22 protein-coding genes are annotated in these 19,799 nt (G+C 55.6%); 3 read left to right on the forward strand and 19 right to left on the reverse strand.

Annotated elements, in window-relative coordinates:
- Window positions 1–14: 14 nt before the first annotated feature.
- The 19 genes from ACTH3S_RS05960 to ACTH3S_RS06050 form a co-directional block, all read right to left on the reverse strand.
- Window positions 15–962, reverse strand: coding sequence for a ketopantoate reductase family protein (locus ACTH3S_RS05960; RefSeq protein ID WP_441808109.1), 948 nt, complete (start codon window positions 960–962; stop codon window positions 15–17).
- A gap of 38 nt (window positions 963–1,000) precedes the next feature.
- Window positions 1,001–2,392 (reverse strand): amidase, encoded by a 1,392-nt coding sequence (locus ACTH3S_RS05965; protein ID WP_441808110.1) that lies wholly within the window; start codon window positions 2,390–2,392, stop codon window positions 1,001–1,003.
- Window positions 2,392–2,847: a GlcG/HbpS family heme-binding protein gene (locus ACTH3S_RS05970; RefSeq protein ID WP_339807257.1), complete on the reverse strand. Its 456-nt coding sequence runs from the start codon at window positions 2,845–2,847 to the stop codon at window positions 2,392–2,394. The genes ACTH3S_RS05965 and ACTH3S_RS05970 overlap by 1 nt, the downstream gene beginning before the upstream one ends.
- Window positions 2,848–2,852: 5 nt before the next feature.
- Window positions 2,853–3,539, reverse strand: a complete 687-nt coding sequence (locus ACTH3S_RS05975) for a hypothetical protein (protein ID WP_441808111.1) — start codon at window positions 3,537–3,539, stop codon at window positions 2,853–2,855.
- A 37-nt stretch (window positions 3,540–3,576) separates the two neighbouring features.
- Window positions 3,577–3,768 (reverse strand): 2-hydroxymuconate tautomerase, encoded by a 192-nt coding sequence (locus tag ACTH3S_RS05980; RefSeq protein WP_027951160.1) that lies wholly within the window; start codon window positions 3,766–3,768, stop codon window positions 3,577–3,579.
- Window positions 3,769–3,777: 9 nt separating this feature from the next.
- The gene (gene dmpH / locus ACTH3S_RS05985; RefSeq protein ID WP_441808112.1) at window positions 3,778–4,572 is read right to left on the reverse strand and encodes a 2-oxo-3-hexenedioate decarboxylase; all 795 of its coding nucleotides are present in this window, start codon (window positions 4,570–4,572) and stop codon (window positions 3,778–3,780) included.
- Window positions 4,569–5,606 (reverse strand): 4-hydroxy-2-oxovalerate aldolase, encoded by a 1,038-nt coding sequence (gene dmpG / locus ACTH3S_RS05990; protein WP_441808113.1) that lies wholly within the window; start codon window positions 5,604–5,606, stop codon window positions 4,569–4,571. The genes dmpH and dmpG overlap by 4 nt, the downstream gene beginning before the upstream one ends.
- Before the next feature lie 13 nt (window positions 5,607–5,619).
- Window positions 5,620–6,555, reverse strand: coding sequence for an acetaldehyde dehydrogenase (acetylating) (locus ACTH3S_RS05995; protein WP_273134315.1), 936 nt, complete (start codon window positions 6,553–6,555; stop codon window positions 5,620–5,622).
- Window positions 6,556–6,579: 24 nt separating this feature from the next.
- Window positions 6,580–7,365 carry a 2-oxopent-4-enoate hydratase gene (gene dmpE / locus ACTH3S_RS06000; protein ID WP_441808114.1) on the reverse strand — a complete coding sequence of 262 codons (786 nt, stop codon included), beginning with the start codon at window positions 7,363–7,365 and terminating at the stop codon, window positions 6,580–6,582.
- Entirely contained in the window at window positions 7,365–8,225 is an 861-nt protein-coding gene (locus ACTH3S_RS06005; RefSeq protein ID WP_441808115.1) for an alpha/beta fold hydrolase, read from the reverse strand. The genes dmpE and ACTH3S_RS06005 overlap by 1 nt, the downstream gene beginning before the upstream one ends.
- 7 nt (window positions 8,226–8,232) lie before the next feature.
- Window positions 8,233–9,690, reverse strand: coding sequence for a 2-hydroxymuconic semialdehyde dehydrogenase (locus ACTH3S_RS06010; RefSeq protein WP_036202313.1), 1,458 nt, complete (start codon window positions 9,688–9,690; stop codon window positions 8,233–8,235).
- A gap of 46 nt (window positions 9,691–9,736) precedes the next feature.
- Entirely contained in the window at window positions 9,737–10,660 is a 924-nt protein-coding gene (locus ACTH3S_RS06015) for a catechol 2,3-dioxygenase (protein WP_441808116.1), read from the reverse strand.
- Window positions 10,661–10,671: 11 nt separating this feature from the next.
- A complete protein-coding gene (locus ACTH3S_RS06020) occupies window positions 10,672–10,995 on the reverse strand; it encodes a 2Fe-2S iron-sulfur cluster binding domain-containing protein (protein WP_441808117.1) in 324 nt (107 codons plus the stop codon).
- A gap of 14 nt (window positions 10,996–11,009) precedes the next feature.
- Window positions 11,010–12,071, reverse strand: a complete 1,062-nt coding sequence (locus ACTH3S_RS06025) for an NADH:ubiquinone reductase (Na(+)-transporting) subunit F (RefSeq protein WP_441808118.1) — start codon at window positions 12,069–12,071, stop codon at window positions 11,010–11,012.
- Between the two features lie 10 nt (window positions 12,072–12,081).
- Complete coding sequence (locus ACTH3S_RS06030; RefSeq protein ID WP_273134304.1) at window positions 12,082–12,441, reverse strand: phenol hydroxylase subunit P4; 360 nt, start codon at window positions 12,439–12,441, stop codon at window positions 12,082–12,084.
- A 72-nt stretch (window positions 12,442–12,513) separates the two neighbouring features.
- Complete coding sequence (locus tag ACTH3S_RS06035) at window positions 12,514–14,049, reverse strand: aromatic/alkene/methane monooxygenase hydroxylase/oxygenase subunit alpha (protein WP_441808119.1); 1,536 nt, start codon at window positions 14,047–14,049, stop codon at window positions 12,514–12,516.
- Window positions 14,050–14,063: 14 nt separating this feature from the next.
- Window positions 14,064–14,333: an MmoB/DmpM family protein gene (locus ACTH3S_RS06040; RefSeq protein ID WP_273134302.1), complete on the reverse strand. Its 270-nt coding sequence runs from the start codon at window positions 14,331–14,333 to the stop codon at window positions 14,064–14,066.
- On the reverse strand, window positions 14,330–15,331 hold the full coding sequence (locus ACTH3S_RS06045; RefSeq protein ID WP_441808120.1) for an aromatic/alkene monooxygenase hydroxylase subunit beta: 1,002 nt from the start codon (window positions 15,329–15,331) through the stop codon (window positions 14,330–14,332). The genes ACTH3S_RS06040 and ACTH3S_RS06045 overlap by 4 nt, the downstream gene beginning before the upstream one ends.
- 52 nt (window positions 15,332–15,383) lie before the next feature.
- On the reverse strand, window positions 15,384–15,644 hold the full coding sequence (locus ACTH3S_RS06050; RefSeq protein WP_114333285.1) for a phenol hydroxylase subunit: 261 nt from the start codon (window positions 15,642–15,644) through the stop codon (window positions 15,384–15,386).
- A gap of 363 nt (window positions 15,645–16,007) precedes the next feature.
- Between ACTH3S_RS06050 and ACTH3S_RS06055 the strand changes: the two genes are divergently transcribed.
- The 3 genes from ACTH3S_RS06055 to ACTH3S_RS06065 all read left to right on the forward strand — a co-directional run bounded on the left by ACTH3S_RS06055 (window position 16,008) and on the right by ACTH3S_RS06065 (window position 19,774).
- Entirely contained in the window at window positions 16,008–17,711 is a 1,704-nt protein-coding gene (locus tag ACTH3S_RS06055) for a sigma 54-interacting transcriptional regulator (protein ID WP_441808121.1), read from the forward strand.
- A gap of 261 nt (window positions 17,712–17,972) precedes the next feature.
- Window positions 17,973–18,965 carry a WD40/YVTN/BNR-like repeat-containing protein gene (locus tag ACTH3S_RS06060; protein ID WP_441808122.1) on the forward strand — a complete coding sequence of 331 codons (993 nt, stop codon included), beginning with the start codon at window positions 17,973–17,975 and terminating at the stop codon, window positions 18,963–18,965.
- Window positions 18,966–18,976: 11 nt separating this feature from the next.
- Window positions 18,977–19,774, forward strand: a complete 798-nt coding sequence (locus ACTH3S_RS06065) for a hypothetical protein (RefSeq protein WP_441808123.1) — start codon at window positions 18,977–18,979, stop codon at window positions 19,772–19,774.
- Window positions 19,775–19,799: the final 25 nt, after the last annotated feature.

The raw sequence follows: 19,799 nt of genomic DNA on the forward strand, positions 1-19,799 counted from the left end.
TGGGCGGGAGTTTGTCAGAGACCATGATTCAGCAAAGCATTTACCAGGCTGGTATAGGGCGCCTCCACCTCCAGAGCATCACACCGTCTGAGAACAGCTCCAGCGATACTTTCCAACTCCAATGGACGGCCTTTTTCCCGGTCAATCAGCATGGATGTTTTAATCGCGTTAAAACTACTGATCAACTCAAACATTTCTTCCAAATCTTTACGGGTCAGGTTTACACCATCCGCTTTCGATGCCTCTACCGTTTCACTCATCATCCCAAATACAACGTGCCGGAACTGGGGGTGGTGAGTCAGGCTTCGAGTATCCAGGCGTGTCAGGGCCGAGAGTGGATTTATGCCGTTGTTGATGACCAACTTGCGCCAGAGTTCATACCGGATGTTTTCAGTCATAGTGGTGGGAATACCGGCTTCATTAAAAGCAACTTCCAGAACCTTGAGAAAATCCGCACGCGGATCGTCTTTCGGTTGCTGTGCGGGCCAGGCGCCCATCACGATCTGGGCCACGCCTTCGGCAAACACCTTACCGGGTTCAGTAATATGGCCACCAATGCGCACGGCCAGGCCACCGAGCACACGCGCCTCACCCACCACTTCGGCAATCAGGGGTTCGTTATCAACGCCATTCTGCAATGACAGCACCGGTACGGAACCGGAACGCAGCCAGTCGCAAAGTTCGGTCATGAGGGCACCGGTCGCCGTGGATTTGAGGGCAATGGCAACTAGATCAAAATCGTTCGGATGGTAATCCCGAAGGAGCGTCTGATGATCACAGGCAGGAAGACCATGCCAGAGCACCCGACCTTCATAATCAACGGTCAGGCCATCCGCTTTCAGTGCCTGAAGGTGACTGCCACGCGCCGTCAGCACAACCTGGTGGCCAGCTCCAGCCAGCCTTGCGGCGTAGTAGCCTCCGATGCCGCCAGCACCGATCATCAGTATTTTTAATGCAGCCACTGCAACCTCGATACGTCAGGATGTTGGTCAGACAGGATTCATGGACAACTTCCGAGTATATCAGGACCGAAACCCAGGCAACGTTCAACTGCCTGGCCAATCGCCAGAAGCCGGCCTTCCTGCCATGGTCCTTTTAACAACTGCAAACCAACTGGCATCCCCGCTTTATCTTTCCCCACTGGCAGGGTCAGTCCACACAGGCCCAGATAGTTGGCCATGGCGGTGTTACGCAAGGCCTGTATGTTTGCCGTCGCGTAGGCCCCCGGCTCGTCCAGACTATCCACCGCAGGCGGTGTCAGCGTAACCGTCGGCGTCAGCAGAGCATCGATACCCTGCAATTCGGTGGCGGCGCTGACTGACAGGCGCTTGATGAGGTCCAGCCTGTGGATATATTTCCATGCCGGCAGCTCCTCAGCGGTGCGCAACCTTGCCGCTACGTTAGGATCCAGCGCGGGCATAATCTCCGGCAGTTCTTGCCGGATAAAAGCCGCCAGTTCCGGCGCCGCCACACCACCCTGAAGAAACAGGCTATAGATTTCATTGAGTCCCGAAAAATCAAATCGAACCAGCCGGGCACCCGCCCTTTCCAGGGACATCAAAGCCTGCTCCACGATTTCGGCAATGCCGGGGCTGCAGTCTTCCCAAAAGAACGCCGAGGGGACGCCGAAGGTGAGACTGGCAAGAACCGGGACCGCTGGCAGCTGCCTGCCTTGTTTCCCGACAACCGGGTCTAGGGCACTGAAGGCATATGCCAGGTCATCGACACGGTGCGCCAACAACCCGGGCGTGTCCAAGGTACTCGACAGGGGTACAATCTGCGATGTTGGCCATCGCCCGGCAGTCAATTTCAGCCCCGCCACGCCGGTCATCGTTGCGGGCACACGAACGGAACCGGCGGTATCGGTGCCCAGGGCCAACGCGGCAGTTCCATTGATCAGGGAAACACCCGCACCGGAACTGGAGCCACCAGGAACACGGTGAACACGCTTGTCCCAAGGGTTTCTGGGTGTTCCCCAGTGGCTATTAGTACCGAGCCCTCCGAATGCCAATTCCACGCAATGGGTTTTACCCACCACGGGCGCCAGTTGGGACTGGAGGGCGTGAATGAGGGGGCCTGCCTGCTGCCAGTGTTCTGGCAAGGCACGGGAGCAACCGGCATAGGTTGGAAAACCGGGCACACCGAACAGATCTTTCACCGACACAGGTATGCCCATCAAAGGCCCGGTGTTACCGCCTGAAGCCCTTACCTTGTCTCCGGCACGGGCAAGTTCGAGCGCAGACTCCGGGCGCCAACTGACATAGGCACCGTGATCACCCGTCTTAGCGGCATCAATGGCCGCTTCGACCAGCTCCTCACCAGTCCGGGTTCTGGACTCAAGCTGTTGTGCCAGCTGCCTTAACGGCGTTGACAATAGTGGCGCTTGAGCCATTACGATTCCTTGGCAAGGTCAATAGCTTGTGCGGCAAAACGGGCGCATTCGATGTCTTCATCTTCGCTACCCCCAGATACCCCGATGCCACCGACCAGAACGCCATCCCGGTAGAGCGGAACGCCGCCGCCAATCATGGTGAAGTCGCCGGCCTGGTTGAGGCCATCCAGCACCCTGGCAGGGGCTGAAGCCAACACGTTTTCAAGATCTACCGTGTTGAGGCCCATACCTGCCGCCGTGATGGCTTTTTTCTGCGACAGCTCGGAAGACACGAGAAAGGAGCCCGCCATTTTAAGGAAAGCCAACTGACGCCCTGAGGCATCGACAACCGACACCGTCGCCTTGATGCCCAGCTCTCCAGCCTTGTTAATGGCCGCCTGAAGCAAACTTAGCGACGCTTGTTCAGTCAAAGAAAACGAGGGTTGTACGAGTGTGAGTTCCTGGTTGTTATCCATAGTTGCTATCTCATCCAGCCAAATCCGGACAGCATCTGTGCCGCATTGTTCATTCCACTGCTGAACATCCGTTGCGGAAACTGCGAGCCCCCCAGGGTAAACGCGGCATTGAGCAGGCACACCGTCGGGTCATCCAGGCGACTGGCTTGGGCTGGCCCCGCAGTATCACCCTTGAATGACATCACGGCGACCCACTGCTGATCCTGTGCCCAGGCACTGAGTAGCTCCCGTAAATGCCGGTCGTGCAGGGAAACACCGTCTGCTTCTCTATGGCAAGGCTTGTCATCGAGGCAGATCACAAGGACATCCTGTTCCCGAAGCACCTCCAGACACCGCCCGACTCGCCGGTATTCAAGCTCACTCATACCGGTATTAAGGATGAGTTCCGTTAACTCCCCCGGCTCCTCTGCCAGAAGCACCCGGAACAACTGGTGCCTGCTCGATACGTCCCGTGAATGCACTTCCGGCTCAAAACCCTGGTCTGAGAGCAGCGCCTTTATCCTGCCCGAGGTGGAGCCGCTGCCTTTGAGCTGCAGGATTTCCGGGGCATTTTGGCCGGCACTGGAGCTGATCACCACCACGCTTTTGTACTGCTTGCCCCAGATCATCCGTGCAGGCCCTGAGCCGGCTTGTTCCCGGGACTGGATGTTGTCCGCATCGCAGGAGACAAATAACACTGGAAGTTTGCTCATTTGCCTTCTCCTAAAAATCCGCAATCATCGCCGGGGCTTATCGCCCCAGCTTCTTCGCCGACTGCCCGCCAATGCCGAAATGTTGCTTGGGCATCTCGTTGAGAATGACGCGCACACTTTCAACCGGCGCTCCGAGGGAACGGACAATGGCGTCGGTTACCTCGTGGATCAGCATCTCCTTTTGCTCGTCGGTACGACCTTCCAGGATGTTGATTTGGGCAACGGGCATATAACCTCCTTATTCGAACCGGGCCGTGACAGTACCCAGCCCCTGGTAGCGAACGCTGATGTTATCTCCGGCTTCCACCGCAATTGCCGCTGTGATTCCGCCGGTCATAATAAAAGTACCGGCCGGAATGTGTTCACCGCGCTCAGCCAGTAGGTTAGCAAGCATGGCAACGCTAGACGCCGGATGGCCCAGCACAGCAGCACCAGCGCCCACGTCTACCACTTCACCGTTCTTTTCCACCACCACTCCTAGGGTTTTAAGGTCTAGATCGGCCAAGTTCGCCATAGTGCCACCGGTGATAAACCGGCTGGAGGAGGCGTTGTCAGCCACCACGCTCACCAGGTCGAACTTGAAGTTCTCGTAGCGGGAGTCGATCACTTCCACCGCCGGGATCACGAAGTCGGTGGCGGCCAGGACGTCACCGATATGGCAACCGGGGCCATGCAGGGGCGCCTTGGTCACGAAGGCGATTTCGGCTTCGATTTTCGGATGAATCAGTTCCTTGGTGTTGACCACACCGCCGTCCGGAACGCTGAAGTAATCTGCCAGGAAACCATAGATCGGGGTTTCCACGCCCATCTGGGCCATCTTGGCCCAGGAGGTCAGGCCCATTTTCATGCCCACAACCTTGTTTCCACGCTCTTCCTTGCGACGACGGATTTCCCACTGCACGTCGTAAGCGTCTTCGAAGGTCATGTCCGGATAATCATTGGTGACCTTGGTGATATCGCGGGCGTTCAGTTCGGCGTTTTCTACGTGCTCGGCCAGGGCCAGCATCTGGTCATTGCTCAGGGTCTTACTCATGCTTTTTGCTCCTCTTGCGCCTTCAGCAGATCCAGCGCCACGTCCACGATCATGTCTTCCTGGCCACCCACCATCCGGCGTTTGCCCAATTCAACGAGAATATCCACAGTCTTCAGGCCATACTTCTGCGCCGCCACTTCGGAATGGCGCAGGAAGCTGGAGTACACGCCAGCGTAGCCCAGGGCCAGGGTTTCACGGTCAACGCGAACCGGGCGGTCCTGCAGCGGCCGTACGATGTCGTCGGCCGCGTCCATCAGGGCGTACACATCAGTACCGTGGTTCCAGCCCAGCTTGTCGAAAGCGGCAATGCACACTTCCAGCGGTGCGTTACCGGCGCCGGCGCCCATGCCAGAGAGGCTGGCGTCAATGCGGTCACAGCCTTCTTCGACGGCGACGATGGAGTTGGCGACACCCAGGGCCAGGTTATGGTGGGCGTGGATGCCGGTTTGGGTTTCCGGCTTGAGCACATCTTTCAGGGCCCGGAAGCGGTCCCGAATGTCGTTCATGTTCATGGCACCGCCGGAGTCGACCACGTACAGACAGGTGGCGCCGTAGTTTTCCATCAGCTTGGCCTGTTCGGCGAGCCCTTGCGGGGTTTGCATGTGGCTCATCATCAGGAAGCCGACGGTGTCCATGCCCAGCTTTCTTGCGTGCTCGATGTGCTGTTTGGAGACATCGGCTTCGGTGCAGTGAGTGGCGACACGAACAATGCGGGCACCGGCTTTGTAGGCGTTGTCCAGGTCGTGGACGGTACCGATACCGGGCAGCAGCAAAGTGGCAATCTGGGCGTGTTCCACCACTTCGGCCACGGCTTCGATCCACTCCAGGTCGGTGTGGGCACCGAAGCCGTAGTTAAAGCTGGAGCCTTGCAGGCCGTCGCCGTGGGCGACTTCAATGCTGTCGACTTTCGCCTTGTCCAGGGCCCGCGCGATGTCCTGCACGTTCTTGATGGAGTACTGGTGACGGATGGCGTGGCTGCCGTCGCGCAGGGTCACGTCGGAGATGTAGAGTTTTTTACCGGGATTAAAGGTCATGGTTCGGTCCTCCTCAGTTGACCAGCGATTCGGCGATGCGCTCGGCGGTACCGAGGGCGGCGGAGGTCATGATGTCCAGGTTGCCGGCGTACGCGGGCAGGTAATGGGCTGCGCCTTCCACTTCCAGGAAGATGGAGGTTTTCAGGCCACTGAAGCGACCGAGACCCGGGACGTTCATGGGCTGGTCTTCAGGAATGACGTCGAACTGCACTTTCTGCTTGAGGCGGTAGCCCGGCACGTAGGACGACACGGCTTGCACCATTTCTTCGACGGAGGCTTCGACTTCCGCCTGGTCAGCTGCATCCGACAGCACGTAAACCGTGTCGCGCATCAGCAGGGGTGGCTCAGCCGGATTCAGGATGATGATGGCCTTGCCTTTCTGGGCACCACCGACCACTTCAATAGCCTTGGAGGTGGTTTCGGTGAACTCGTCGATGTTGGCGCGGGTGCCGGGGCCAGCAGACTTCGAAGAGATCGAGGCTACGATTTCGGCGTAGTGTACCTTCGCCACGCGAGACACGGCCGCCACCATCGGGATGGTGGCCTGGCCACCGCAGGTAACCATGTTCACGTTACCTTCGTTCAGGTTCTGCTCCAGGTTCACTACCGGCACGCAGTACGGCCCGATGGCCGCCGGCGTCAGGTCCACAATCTTGATGTTTTCTTTGTGGCCACGCAGGAACACTTCGTTGTGCATGTGGGCACCAGCCGAGGTGGCATCAAACACGATGTCGATGTCGGCAAATTCCGGCATCTTAACCAGGCCGTCCACGCCTTCGTGGGTGGTGGCTACGCCCATGCGGTTGGCACGTGCCAGGCCGTCGGATTCCGGATCGATACCGACCATGGCGCCCATTTCGATGTTCTTGCCGTTACGCAGGATCTTGATCATCAGGTCGGTGCCGATGTTGCCCGAGCCGATGATCGCGGCTTTGATTTTCTTGCTCATAATCATGTCCTCGTTTGGTCCGGATCAGACAAAGCGCACAGATGCGCTGCCAATCCCGCCGATGTCCACACGCATGGTGTCGCCGGCTTTCACCGGCTCCAGCGGTACCAGGGAGCCTGACAGGATGACTTCGCCTGCCTTCAGGGAAATACCAAACTCGCCCAGGGTGTTGGCCAGCCAGGCCACGCAGTTCACCGGGGAGCTCAATGCGGCTGCGCCGGCGCCGGTGCTGATGATGGAACCGTTCTTCTCCACCACCATGCCGCAGGTCACCAGGTCGATATCCCGGGGCGAAACCGCGTTGTCGCCCAACACGAACAGACCACAGGAAGCGTTGTCGGCAATGGTGTCCTGAATGGCGATCTTCCAGTCCTGGATGCGGGAATCGACAATCTCGAAACAGGGCATCACGCATTCGGTCGCTGCCAGCACATCTGCGTTGGTGATACCCGGGCCGCTCAGATCCTTTTTCAGGATGAAGGCAATTTCGCCTTCGGCACGAGGGGCAATCAGGCGGTCGCTGATGGGCACCGCTTCACCGCTGTTGAACACCATGTCGTCGGTCAGGTAACCGAAATCCGGCTGGTGAACGTTCAGCATGTTCATCACCGCTTTGCTGGTAACGCCGATCTTCTTGCCGATTACCCGGGCACCGGCCTGCTGCCGGCGCTCAAGCATGCGCAGTGAGATGTGGTAGGCATCGTCAATGCTAATGTCTTCGCCACGGCTGGTCAGCGGCGAAATAGCTTCCCGCTTGACCATGGCTTCATACAGTTCGTCGCCAAACTGCTGGATCTTCTGCTTATCCATTACTTGTCTCCGGCAGCGGCCTGATCCGCTTCGTTCAGGAAATCGTTGACCAACCGGGCGAACCGGTCGGCGTGTTCAATCTGGGTCCAGTGGCCGCAGCGGCCGAACACGTGCAACTGGGCACGATCAATCAGCTCAGCCAACTTATATGAGGCTTCCAGGGGAATCACTTCGTCTTCGCGACCGTGGATAATCAGGGTTTCGTGCTGAAGGGCACGGATGTCATCCTCGTTGCTTGCCAGGTTGTCGACCCAGCGCTGGCGCGGGGCCGGAAACATGGCGGCAAAGGATTCCTGAAAGCCGGGGCGAACGCTTGCCTGGTAACGCATTTCTGCCAGTTCGTCGGTCAACAGCCCCTTGTTGAAGGCAAATACGTCCATCAACCGGCGCATGGTTTCCAGCGAGGGCTGGTAACCCCAGACTTCATCCAGGCCTTTGGTGATCGGAAAGCTGACCCCGGCAGAGCCCATCAGCACCAGACGGCGAACGCGCTCTGGATGCTCGATGGCCAACGACAATGACAGACCACCCCCGAAGGAGTTGCCCACCAGATCGACCTGATCAAGCCCCAGCTCGTCCATAACACCGATGGCGTGTTTTACCCAACGCTCACGGTTATAGATCTTGTCTTCCGGGCGCTCGCTGTAACCAAAGCCGAGCATGTCCGGCGCAACCACACGGCGGTGTTTGGCCAGCTCGGGAATCACCAGGCGCCAGTTGGCCCAGGCGGTTACCCCGGGGCCGGAACCGTGAATCATCATCAAGGGGAAGCCACCTTCGCCGTGATCGTGCACATTGGTCCGGTAGCCGGCCGCGCTGATCTCACGCCCGATTTCAGGGCTGTCTACAGGTACGTTCATGGCTACCTCACAGTTTGATACAGATGTTTTTGGTTTCAGTGTAGAACTCCAGACCATGCACGCCGCCCTCACGACCAATCCCTGATTGTTTGGCGCCGCCGAAGGATGTGCGCAGATCACGCAGGAACCAGGAGTTCACCCACGCCAGACCAACTTCCATCTGTTCCGCCACGCGGAGAGCCCGGGCAGAATTTTCTGTCCAGATGGCGCAGGCAAGACCGTAGCTGGTGTCATTGGCCAACTCGATGGCTTCTTCTTCGGTATCGAACGGACGGATGTGACAGCACGGACCAAAAATTTCCTCGCGGATAACACGGGCGTCTTCAGGCAGGCCGGTCCAGATGGTCGGTTCAATCCAGGCGCCATCGTTCAGCTCTGCGCCCATATCGGGAATGCCTCCACCAATCTCGACGGTTGCACCCTCTTCGCGAGCCAAGTCGTAATAGCTTTTAACTTTGTCACGATGCTCCAAGCTGACCAGCGGCCCGAAATTCGCATCGGGATCTTCTGGTCGGCCCAGTTTCAGCTTGGCCACCTCTTCTTTCATACGGGCGAGAAACTGGTCAAATATCGAACGCTCCACATAGACCCGCTCGGTGCCCAAACAAACCTGACCACAGTTGACAAACGCGGAGCGCATCGTGCCCTCCACGGCTTTTTCGAGATCGCAGTCGGCGAACACAAGGCCAGGGTTTTTTCCGCCGCACTCCATGGAAACATTACGAAGGCCCACTGCGGCGGCTTTCATAATGATCTCACCGGTACGGGTTTCACCGGTGAAGGTGATGGCATCCACTAATGGATGAGACGTCAGGAAAGCACCCGCAGAGTCAGGGCCAAAACCGTGCACCACATTAAACACACCTGGTGGCACACCACACTCGTTCATGACCTCACCCAGCAAAGTGGCCGTAGCAGGTGTTTCTTCCGACGGTTTAACAACAACCGTGTTACCACAGGCCAGCGCAGGGCCCACCTTGAAGGTCATCAACAACAGGGGAAGGTTCCATGGAGACACCACGGCAATAACGCCTTTTGGCGTCCGATGGCCTACGTTTACAGCGCCCGTGCCATCCGGGGTATCCATTCGGAAGCCTTCAGTCGGATGATTCATACTGTCAGCAAATTCTTTAAAGTTGGCTGCGCCACGGGGAATGTCGATATGGCTGGCCATTGAGCGCGGTTTGCCCGTGTCCAGGCACTCTGCGGCCAGGAATTCGTCGAAACGCTCATTAATGCGGTCTGCGATCTTGTTCAACATGGCGGCACGCTGGTTTTGGGTCAGCTTGCTCCAGGGGCCCTTAAGCGCGGCTTTAGCGGCACGAACGGCAGCATCGACTTCCGCCTCACCGGCCTCGTGAACCTGACCGATCAGGCTATTGTCCACTGGCGATCGATTTTCAAATGTTTTGCCGCTGGCCGAAGCCACGTACTCGCCGTTAATAAAATGTTTGAACTCTTTCATGGCTGCCTAGTCCTGTTAAATTGAATCACGTTCGGCCTGTTCCTAATCAGGTCAACACGGTCAGGAAGCGTTCGTTCAGCACGCGATCGTGGTAGAAAATCGCCTTACCGAGGTCTTCCGCCTTCCAGGTAATGGGTTTATGGTCCGGATAGTGATAGTCACCGCCACAGAACACTTCGTTACGGTTGCCAGACGGGTCAAAGAAATAGATGGTCTGGCCGTGGGTCAGGCCGTGACGGGTCGGGCCGATGTCGATAGAGGTATCGGTCATGGAGATCAGATCGGCAGACCGCAGCACCGCTTCCCAGGTATCCAGGAAGAAGGAGGCGTGATGAAACTTGTCTTTCTCTTCGTGGTGGATGAAGGCCACGTCGTGCTCCTTCATGGACACGGTCAGGAACTGCGCCACACGGGTGCCTTCGGGGTCCAGTACCTGCTCGGCCAGATAGAAGCCCAGCACGTTGACGAAGATGTCATACACGGCGGCCAGTTCAGGGCCGTAGAATAAGGCGTGGTCAAAACGCACGGCTTTCATGCCCTGCAGGCCACGGGGCCAGGCCTCCGGGTTGACGCTGGAGACGCCCCATTTTCCGGTGTATTTCTTGTCGGCGAAGAGTTCAAACGCGTGGCCAGAAGGCACGGTAAATCGAACGCGGCGGCCGCAGTCCTTCAGCTCGTCCGCCGGGATCCGCTCAACCTCAACGCCGTAATCAATCAGGTCTTTTTCCAGCTGCACCAGGGTGGCTTCATCCACCACCTTGAAGCTCATGAAATCGCAACCAGGCTCGTCGGCCTCGCGCAGCACAACCGAGAATTTGTCCACTTCGGTCCAGGCCTTCAGATACACACGGCCCTGGTCGTCGCGGTCGGTTTCGATCAGACCCATCAGGTCTGTGTAGTGTTTGACGGCTTCGTCCAGGTCAAGAACGCGAATCTGAATGTGGCCGGGGCGCATCACACCTTTTTTCATGACAATTACCTCTATGCTTTTGTTGTTGTCTGTTTTTCAACTGCTGCCTCCGGCAGAGGCACGCACTCTATGGTCAAATCAGTCAACGGGTAGATTCTGCAAGCCAGCACCTCACCCTTGTCGATGGCTTCCGGCGGCACATGGGCTTTACTCATCTTTCCGCACTCGAAATCACCTTCTACAATCCGAATCTTGCAGAAACCGCAGCCACCGCCACGGCACCCGACCGGCACACACTTCTTGCCTGCCTGCTCCATCGCTTTGAGGACGCTCTGGCCCTCCTGGCAAAGGAAGTGATCGCCGGTGGTCCGGTTGCTTACCTGGAATCCGGCCATGGCCCACCTCCCGGTCAGATCTTCTTGAACAGAGCGGAACGCTGGGTTTCTTCCGCACCGTCGGCCGCTGTCAGGAATTTCTCCATGAAGATGTCCCGCTCGAACAACCGGCCTTGCATCAGGACAGTGATCGCGGCATCAATCATCGGAGGTGGGCCACACAGGTAAGCCTTGTTACCGGAGAACCGGCTATCAAAGTGCTCCTTGGCGGCATCGTGCACATAGCCCCGGAAGCCCGGCCAGTCGGCGTCATCTTCGGCCTGGCTCAGGGCCGGCACGTAGGTGAAGTTGTCGTGGTCACGATCCAGTGCTTCAAACAGTTCGCGGTTGTAAAGTTCTGCGAGGTTGCGGGCGCCCTGGAACAACACGATCTTGCGTTCGTCGTTCTGCTCCAGCAGGTCGAGAATCATCGATTGCGGGCTGGAAAGCCCTGAACCACCCGCGATGAAGATCAGATCACCAGGCTGGGAACTGCGCACAAAGAACTGCCCATAGGGGCCGGACAGGTTCAGTTCATCGCCTGTTTTCAGCTGCTCGTGGATGTAGGTGGTTGCAGCGCCCCCTTCAACCAGGCGAATGTGCAGTTCCACTTCATCGGGCTTGCCTGGCGGGTTAGCGAGTGAGAACGCGCGGGCACCCTCAACTCCGGGCACTTCGATGTTGATGTACTGGCCGGCCTGGAAGGTCATCGGGCGGTCCAGTTTCAGGTGCAGACCCTTGATGGTGGGCGACAGGTCAACAATATCCGTTACTGTCGCTACGTAATCCTCCACCGGGTAGCCTTCGAAGTCCGGGTCGACATCGATATCGGCTTCGATGGTCACGTCGCTTTCCACTGTGGCGCAGCAGGCCAGCACCTTGCCTTCGCCTCGCTCCACGTCCATTAGGGCAAACGGTGAGGCGTCGCCAATCTCGACGTCGCCCTCAAGCACCTGCACCTTGCAGGTAGCACAGGTGCCGTGACCGCATGCAAACGGCAACCAGACGCCCTGGCGGAGCGCCGCCGCGAGGATGGTCTGGCCTTCCTCCACTTCGATCTGCTCGCCAATGGGTTCGATAGTTACGGTATGGCTCATAGCACTACCCTCAGTATCCGACGCCAGCCATGCCTTTGAGGTCAGGTGTTGTGACCGTCAGCATGCTTTTGTGATCAATGCCGTTATCTATCAGGCTGGCATCCGCATCTGGGGTAAACGGCTCATCGTTCAACAGCCATTCGGCATTCAGGAAATCCGCCTTGCTAGAATCCGGGTGCGCTGCAGTTGCCGGCTTGAGAATTTCTTCAATCAGGGCACGGAAGGTCATGTCCGGCTGAACCGACAACGCTAACGGCGCGCAGAACATCAGGTGATCAGGCCAGTAGACATACAACAGCTGCATGCCGTTAAAGTTCTCGACCTTGTCTTTGGGCTCGAATTTGTAGTCGTATAAAGCGTTTACACTCATGATGGTCACCTTGTTGTTTTTGTGGGTGGTTCGCCCGGCGCCAGTGGCTACCGGGCGACTCCCGGGTCAGTATCAGGCGGCGTCCTGGTTCTCATCAGCAGGCTTTTCGCCCTTGATGGCCATCCAGCGCTTGTGGTCCGGCGAACCGAGGTACTCGAAATTGTCCTCGCCGATGTTGATGTGGTAGTACTTCTGCACCACGGTCTCGATATCTTCGCCTTCGCAGTTACCCTGATAGATCTGATGCACCGGCAGCCAGGCCTGCACGTATTTTTCCGGCTCGTGCTTGAAGATGTCGCAGCATCCTTCGGAGCAGAAATGGTAACGCTCGCCTTCATGAACCAACTGACGATGGCTCAACTTGGTGGGCGCGCCCATTTCGGTGAACAGGTTCGGTACCTGGCACACCTGGCACAGTTGCGGCAGGGTGTTATTGTAGAAGCGACGGCCAGCGGCGGCCTCTTTCGCCAGGAACTCGTAGCGCGGACGGTAGTACTTGTCGAAAGTGTCCGGGTACTTTTCAGACATCCAGTCCATTTCTTCCTTCTTTGGAACCCAGGTATGGAAGTTGGTGGCATAGCTATACTGGTAGAAAGTGGTCCACAGCTGGTGGCTCAGGTGATGCTTGGCATCGTTGGCCACGTCCTGGTACTTGGGCGGACGGATGCCGTAACGCTCCAGATCCTGGAACAGGGCTCCACCGTTCTGCTCGTAATACACTTCCCAGGCCTCGGCCCAGCTCATCACCTTGTTCGGCAGCATGTAGTCCATCATCAGGCTGACCAGGCTGAGCAGGCGGAATCCGCGCCAGAACCACTTATCGATCCAGCGCTGAACAATGGGCACGTTGTCTTCGTGCTGCTCCAGGATGAACTTGATCACCTCAAGGCCCAAGGTCATGTGGCGTGCTTCGTCTGACTGGGCAGAGAAGCCGAAGGTCACGGTGGCCATGTCGCCGTTGTATGCGGCGCCCGACATAAACGGAACAAACACGAGGTTAGTCAGCAAATACTCGAACGAGAACGAAATGGCGGTCAGGAATTCGAACGGGCCAGCGGTGCGGGCATCGTCAAAGAACGACTTGGGCACCGACAGGAACCACACCCGGTCGTGCATGTGCGCAGCATCATGCAGGCCGTTAAAGTGCTTGTTGTAATGACTCATGGCGTGTTGCTGGGTCTGCGAATGACGCAACTCGTCAATCGACTGCATCTGACAAGCCACCCGCGCACCAGCACCACTGAACTGACGACCTGCCTTGGCATAACCCTGGTAGGCCCCATGTTCCAACGGAGATATGCCACCTATGAACAGCTTCAGGGCGTTGACGTAGCGAGCGTCTGAAATGTTCTGGTGGCCATTATTCTGGGCAAACGCATCAAAAATGGCGTACAGCTTCTTCTCTTTTTCCGCCTGATACTTCCAGTACGAATCCATGGTCAGACGGAATGGGTCTTCCCACTGAGACCAATCGGTAATCTTGATACCTTCAAAGTCCTCGTGCGGATAAATATCTTCTTTTTTCTGGTAGGTAGGCTCCCAATCCATGTCGCGGGTCAGATACTGGTATTTGTCTTTGAGATTCAATTTCTTGTTTTGAACAGCCATGATGATTCTCCCAATTATTTCCACTCAAGAATAAAATGGTCATCGTCCTCATCGACATTGCCGCCGATGCTGATGACATTTACGAGCATTTCCTGAACATCCCAATCGCGAGCCAGCTTTTCTTCCATCGTTTCCCGATTTATCACCAGGCGCTTCTCAGCCTGGATCCGGATCAACGCGGGCTGGTGCTGTATTTCCGCATGAGGGTTATCCTCCATAACCGCTTCGACGAGATAGCGAGAGTCGTCGTTGTCCTGAAATACAATGAATACCAACTGGCTCATGCTGAGACTCCCCTACTCTGCAGTCCGAATTTCTTCAGGCGGGTAGAAAGCTCCGCCCGGGCTTCATCCAGAGCGCCAATACCCACCGAGGCTTCTGCCAGTGGTTGGAGAGCGCTATAGACCTGCGGCTCCCACTGATCGATCCACGTCTGGAGCAGTTCGCAATTAGCTTCGCTCTCACCGGCGACGGCTTTGATCATGGCGTTGGTCCAGCGAAGGGATTCTTTGTACCAGTCGCGCATGAACTCGGTCAGCATGGAAACGTCTTCCGCACCCTGAGTCGCAAGCCAGGCATCCATTTTGTCGTACACCAGGGTGTACATCAGTCCATCCAACAGAATGTTCTGAACCAGGGTCAGTTCGAACCAGTCATCAACGACCAGGGTGTCCTCCACGAGTTTGCGCATGGGCTGCCACAGCTCGTCATCCATCCAGTAGCCTTTGGACTCGTCCAGTGCCTTACCGGAACTACCGTCAATCAACAGAGCAATGCGAGACAGGTACTGACCCATGCCCAGGCGATCCATCGCGGCGTAGATGTGCATCTGGGAAACGGTGGTGGCTACAGCGTCACCCGAGATCTTGCTGTTGTTCATGTTGGCGCCCAGTTCAACATGACGAAGGGGCACCAGCAGGCGCAGCAGCTGCTTCTGAGTCTCTTCCGGCAGGCGCGTCAACAAGTTGCGCTTGTCGCAAAAACCAAAGCTGGTCTCGGCGGACTCCTGCATTTTGGCCCGGCTGCCTACGTAGGCGCCGTAGTAGAACTGGCGGGGATCAGACACGGCGTACCAGTCGTCCATGCGGATGGCGGTACGGCGATCATCATTGAGCTCGTATCGGGAATCCCATTGGGGGCGATAGTGGAAGTTGGTTTTCGCCTCCAGGTCGTAGCTCGCTTCCTGATAGCGAGTCGCCGGCTTGTCACCAAATCGGCGCGCAATGTGGCTGTAGGTGTGACGAATGGGCTCCACCGAGGTGGTTTTGATTTCGATATTCATATCAACCTTTCCGTTTTGTTTTTGTGGATCAGATTGTGGGTGTTGCTAGCATTCAGTAACGTTGGCCGCGCTCTCCGAAGCGCCACTTCATCATGTCCTCGTCGATCTCGCGGATCATTTCCGAATCCATGTGGACTACGTTGTTGTGCTTGCAGAAAATTTCGAAGGCCTCTTTGGGTAGCACCAGTTCAACGAACAGCTCCGGATGACCAATGGCAAAGTCAAATTCCACGAATTTGTCGCCGGGCTGACTGCGGACTCGGATATAGCGAGCCATTTCGTCAAAGGTTTTCGCTTCAGATGCGTTAGTCATGAATTGCCCCGTTTGTGTTTGTGGTCGGCTAATGAAGTAGGAGCAACGCCTATGCCAGCTTTATCCAACGCTAGAACAAAAAAATGACAAGCCATTGCTTTTAAACAATTTATTTTTAACTTATTGCGCGGAATGAACAATGAGGGGCACAACGAAGACCTGATTGAGGCTCTGGCATTATTTACCAAATAATGAAAACCGACTGGCATTTAAGCAAATGATCGAGGGATGAGCAGTCTCAATTTCAAGGAAACTTTTTTACCATTTGGTTGATTTTTGACATTGATCAGGTGTTAGATAGCTAAACTGAGAGCTCATTCTGAGCCACTCCCCTCCCACAATAACTAAAAGGGGTCTCCAGCCATGGCTGTTAGTTATAAACCTCAGCTTCATTACTCTGATTTCAAAGATCTGACGGAGCAGATTCACTTTCACAGCACGGAAGGAAAAATTTGGTTTGGGGAGCAACGCATGCTGCTCATGAACCTGACCTCACTCGGCGCCTTTCGACGCGAAATTGTGAATAGCATGGGAATAGAACGAGCCAAGGGTTTTTTCCTAAGACTTGGCTACCTTTCTGGCTTAAAAGATGCCGAACTAGCCAGAAAGCTAAGGCCGCATTGCAGTGAACTCGATATTTTTCTAGCTGGGCCTCAACTTCACTCCCTGAAAGGTATGGTAAAAGTCGTTCCGCTCGAGATAGACCTTGATCAAGAAACTGGCGATTTCTACGGTCGCTTAGAATGGATTGACTCTTGGGAAGTAGAAATCTGCCAAACTGAACTCGGACAGATGAACGAGCCCGCATGCTGGGTTCTTCTTGGCTATGCCTGCGCTTACACGTCGTCCTTTATGGGCAGAGAAATCATCTTTAGAGAAGTCAGTTGTCGTGGCTGTGGAGACGAAACCTGCATGATCGAGGGGAAGCCTGCAGAGCAATGGCACGATGCGGCAGAATTTTCACGCTACTTCAAAGCCGCCCCCATCATCGAGGAGCTCTACGATCTGCATGAGCAACTCACCTCTCTTCGCAGTACGCTGCAACGTCAACAGGGGCAGTATTACGGCATAGGTCAGTCCTCCTCCTACAACAAGGTTTGCAAAATGATCGACAAAGCAGCACAGGGCAAAGTCTCCGTGCTGTTGCTTGGCGAAACAGGGGTCGGAAAAGAGGTTATTGCGAAAAGCGTGCATCTGAGAAGCGAAAGGGCAGATGGACCATTTGTTGCCGTAAATTGCGCCGCTATCCCACCAGATCTAATAGAGGCGGAGCTCTTTGGCGTTGAAAAAGGAGCTTACACGGGCGCCAATCAATCGCGGGAGGGGCGATTCGAGCGGGCAGATGGAGGAACAATATTTCTGGATGAAGTTATTGAACTCACCCCAAAAGCACAAGCCACGCTACTCAGAGTGCTGCAGGAGGGAGAACTGGAACGCGTAGGTGACAACCGTACCCGAAAGGTAAACGTGCGCGTAATTGCAGCAACTAACGAAAGCCTCGAGAAAGCCGTCGACGACAGTCGCTTTCGAGCAGACCTCTTTTATCGATTGAACGTCTTCCCTGCGAATATTCCACCGCTACGGGAGAGACTGGAGGACCTGCCATTACTTGCCAGTCACTTTTTAGCGAAGTTTCACGCTCAGTATGAAAAAAAGACGCTAGGCCTCTCAGACAAAGCCCTTGAACTTTGCATGCAATACCACTGGCCCGGAAACATCCGAGAACTGGAGAACGTGATTGAACGCGGGGTTATTCTTACCGACAACAATGAAAGCATTAGCCAAGACGCACTCTTCGTAACGCCTCCGCCGGTTGCAGAACAGACCCCAGCTGAGCATATCGACGGTCAAGGCAATATGAGAGCGGCTGGCGCCCACAGCACCGGCAGCTGGTCGGACTATATTATTGAAGAGGGAATCAGCCTCGATCAGGTTGAAGAAACTCTGATGAAACAGGCGATGGAGCAAGCTAATCAGAACGTCTCCAAGGCAGCCCGTTTGCTCGGACTGACGAGACCAGCTCTGGCCTACCGACTCAAGAAATCAGGCATCCTTACGGAGAGTTGAGAAAATTTTGATCAGCTCAATTGGCGAGAAGGACGTCGCCTCTCCAACCACCTAATCAAATAAGCAATACGTTTTTCGATTTGATCATTTGATTAAAATCAAACCCTCCTAAAATCCACGTCAACACTAAACGAACACATAAAACTCCTGATTTTTCTTCGAAGTTTCAACACACTAAAACTCAATAAATAAAATGGCACAAGCATTGCTGAACCACTGTCAGTCGCTTTACTTCACAAAAACAAAGACGGTGACAAAACAATGCAAGAAGCTCCTATTCGCGCTTTGCGCGCCTCTGCCGTTGCACTGGTGTTTGCCAGCGCAACTCCACTATTGCTGACAGGTTGCGAAGCCCCGCTCAATCTTGAGGCGGTCAGAAGCATTGAAAACCAGCCCACCAATAGAACTGACTTCTATCAGGCCATGGCCAGCAACCGGGACACGATTGTTGTCGCCGGCAACGATGGTGTCCTGCTGACCAGCAGTGATCAAGGAAAGAGCTGGAAACGGCATCCTGAAATCACGGCGAACAGCTTCCTGTCGATTACATCGTGTCCTGATCAAAGCTTCATTGCGCTTAGCTTTGACAATAACCTGTGGCATGGCGATGCGTCCGCCCAAAACTGGGTAAAAAATGCCCTCCCCAGCCAGGAACAGATGATGACTGTTGCCTGCTCGCCTGATGGCAAGTGGCTGACTGCAGGGAGCTTCACAACGTTTCAGCACAGTGCAGATCAGGGCGAATCATGGAACGAGGCTTCCCTTTACGAAGATGCCATCATCAATAACCTCCAGTTCATCAACCAAGATCAGGCCATTGCAACTGGTGAATACGGGCTTGTTCTGAAGAGCGAAGATGGTGGTGAGAATTGGGATATTGCCGGGAATGCCCCTGACGAATTCTACATTCACACCAGTTACTTCAAGGACGCCGATAACGGTTGGATAGGCGGCCTTAACGGCTTCATCTACCAGACCAACGACGGCGGTCAGAACTGGGAACAGATGTCGACAGCAACCAATGCTCCGATCTTCGGTTTCATAGCTGGAGACACCAGCCTTTATGCGTTGGCAGACAACGCCACTGTACTGCAACTGCAGCAGGATACCTGGAACAAGATCTCCGAATCCGAACAGCCGCTCTACCTCAGGGCCGGGCTGGCTCTGCCTGACCAGCGTCTTCTCGTAGCCGGAGGCCGAGGCCTGCTATTCGACATTAAACCCCAAACGGCCCTTGCCGCCAGCACAGACTGAGGTAACTGACCATGTCCAAACTGCATCGCTTCACGCACCTGATGCACCTGCTGGAAGTGTGGATATTCAACAACCCACGCAAGGTGCTCTCACTGATTGCTATTCTGACCCTGGTTTTCGCCCTGCGAATTCCCGGTTTGAAAATCTTTACCGACTTTGCTGACCTGCTGCCCCAACAACACCCCTACATTGAACTGCACAACTCCATCAAAGACAGTTTCGGTGGTGCCAATGTTTTGGTGGTAGGGGTTGAGTTTGAAGAAGGCGACATTTTCACGAATGAAAATCTCGCTCGCATCGATCGAATTACTCAGGCCGTCGATAGCCTGCCGGGTGTAAACCACAACCTGGTATCCAGTGTCACCCATCGAAACTCCCGAAAAGTATGGCTCACCGAAGTAGGTAGTATTAACTCCGAGCCCTACTACGACTCCACTCGCGGTCTGTATTCCTCCGATGAACTGGAATCCATGCGCGCTGATGTTGCCGCAAACCCGCGGGTCTATGGGCCTCTCGTGTCACCCGACTTGAAGATGGCGCTGGTCAAAGCGCAGCTGATCGAAGGCAAACTCGATTATGAAACAACGTTTGCCCAACTCCAGGAACTGCGAGCTGAAGAGGCGTCGGAAGGCGTTACCATCTATGCCACAGGCCAGCCGGTATTAGTGGGTTGGGCCTACACCTATATGGATCAGATCCTGCAAATTTTTGTGTTCACTGTGCTCGCCATGCTAGCGCTGCTCATCTTCCACTTCCGTAAAGCGTACGGTGTGCTCATTCCCCTAGCAGCCTGTCGGACTTGCACCTGACAGACAGCGTTTAAAGTGATCTTGT

It is taken from the genome of Marinobacter sp. (assembly GCF_052094685.1).
Classification (GTDB): Bacteria; Pseudomonadota; Gammaproteobacteria; order Pseudomonadales; family Oleiphilaceae; genus Marinobacter.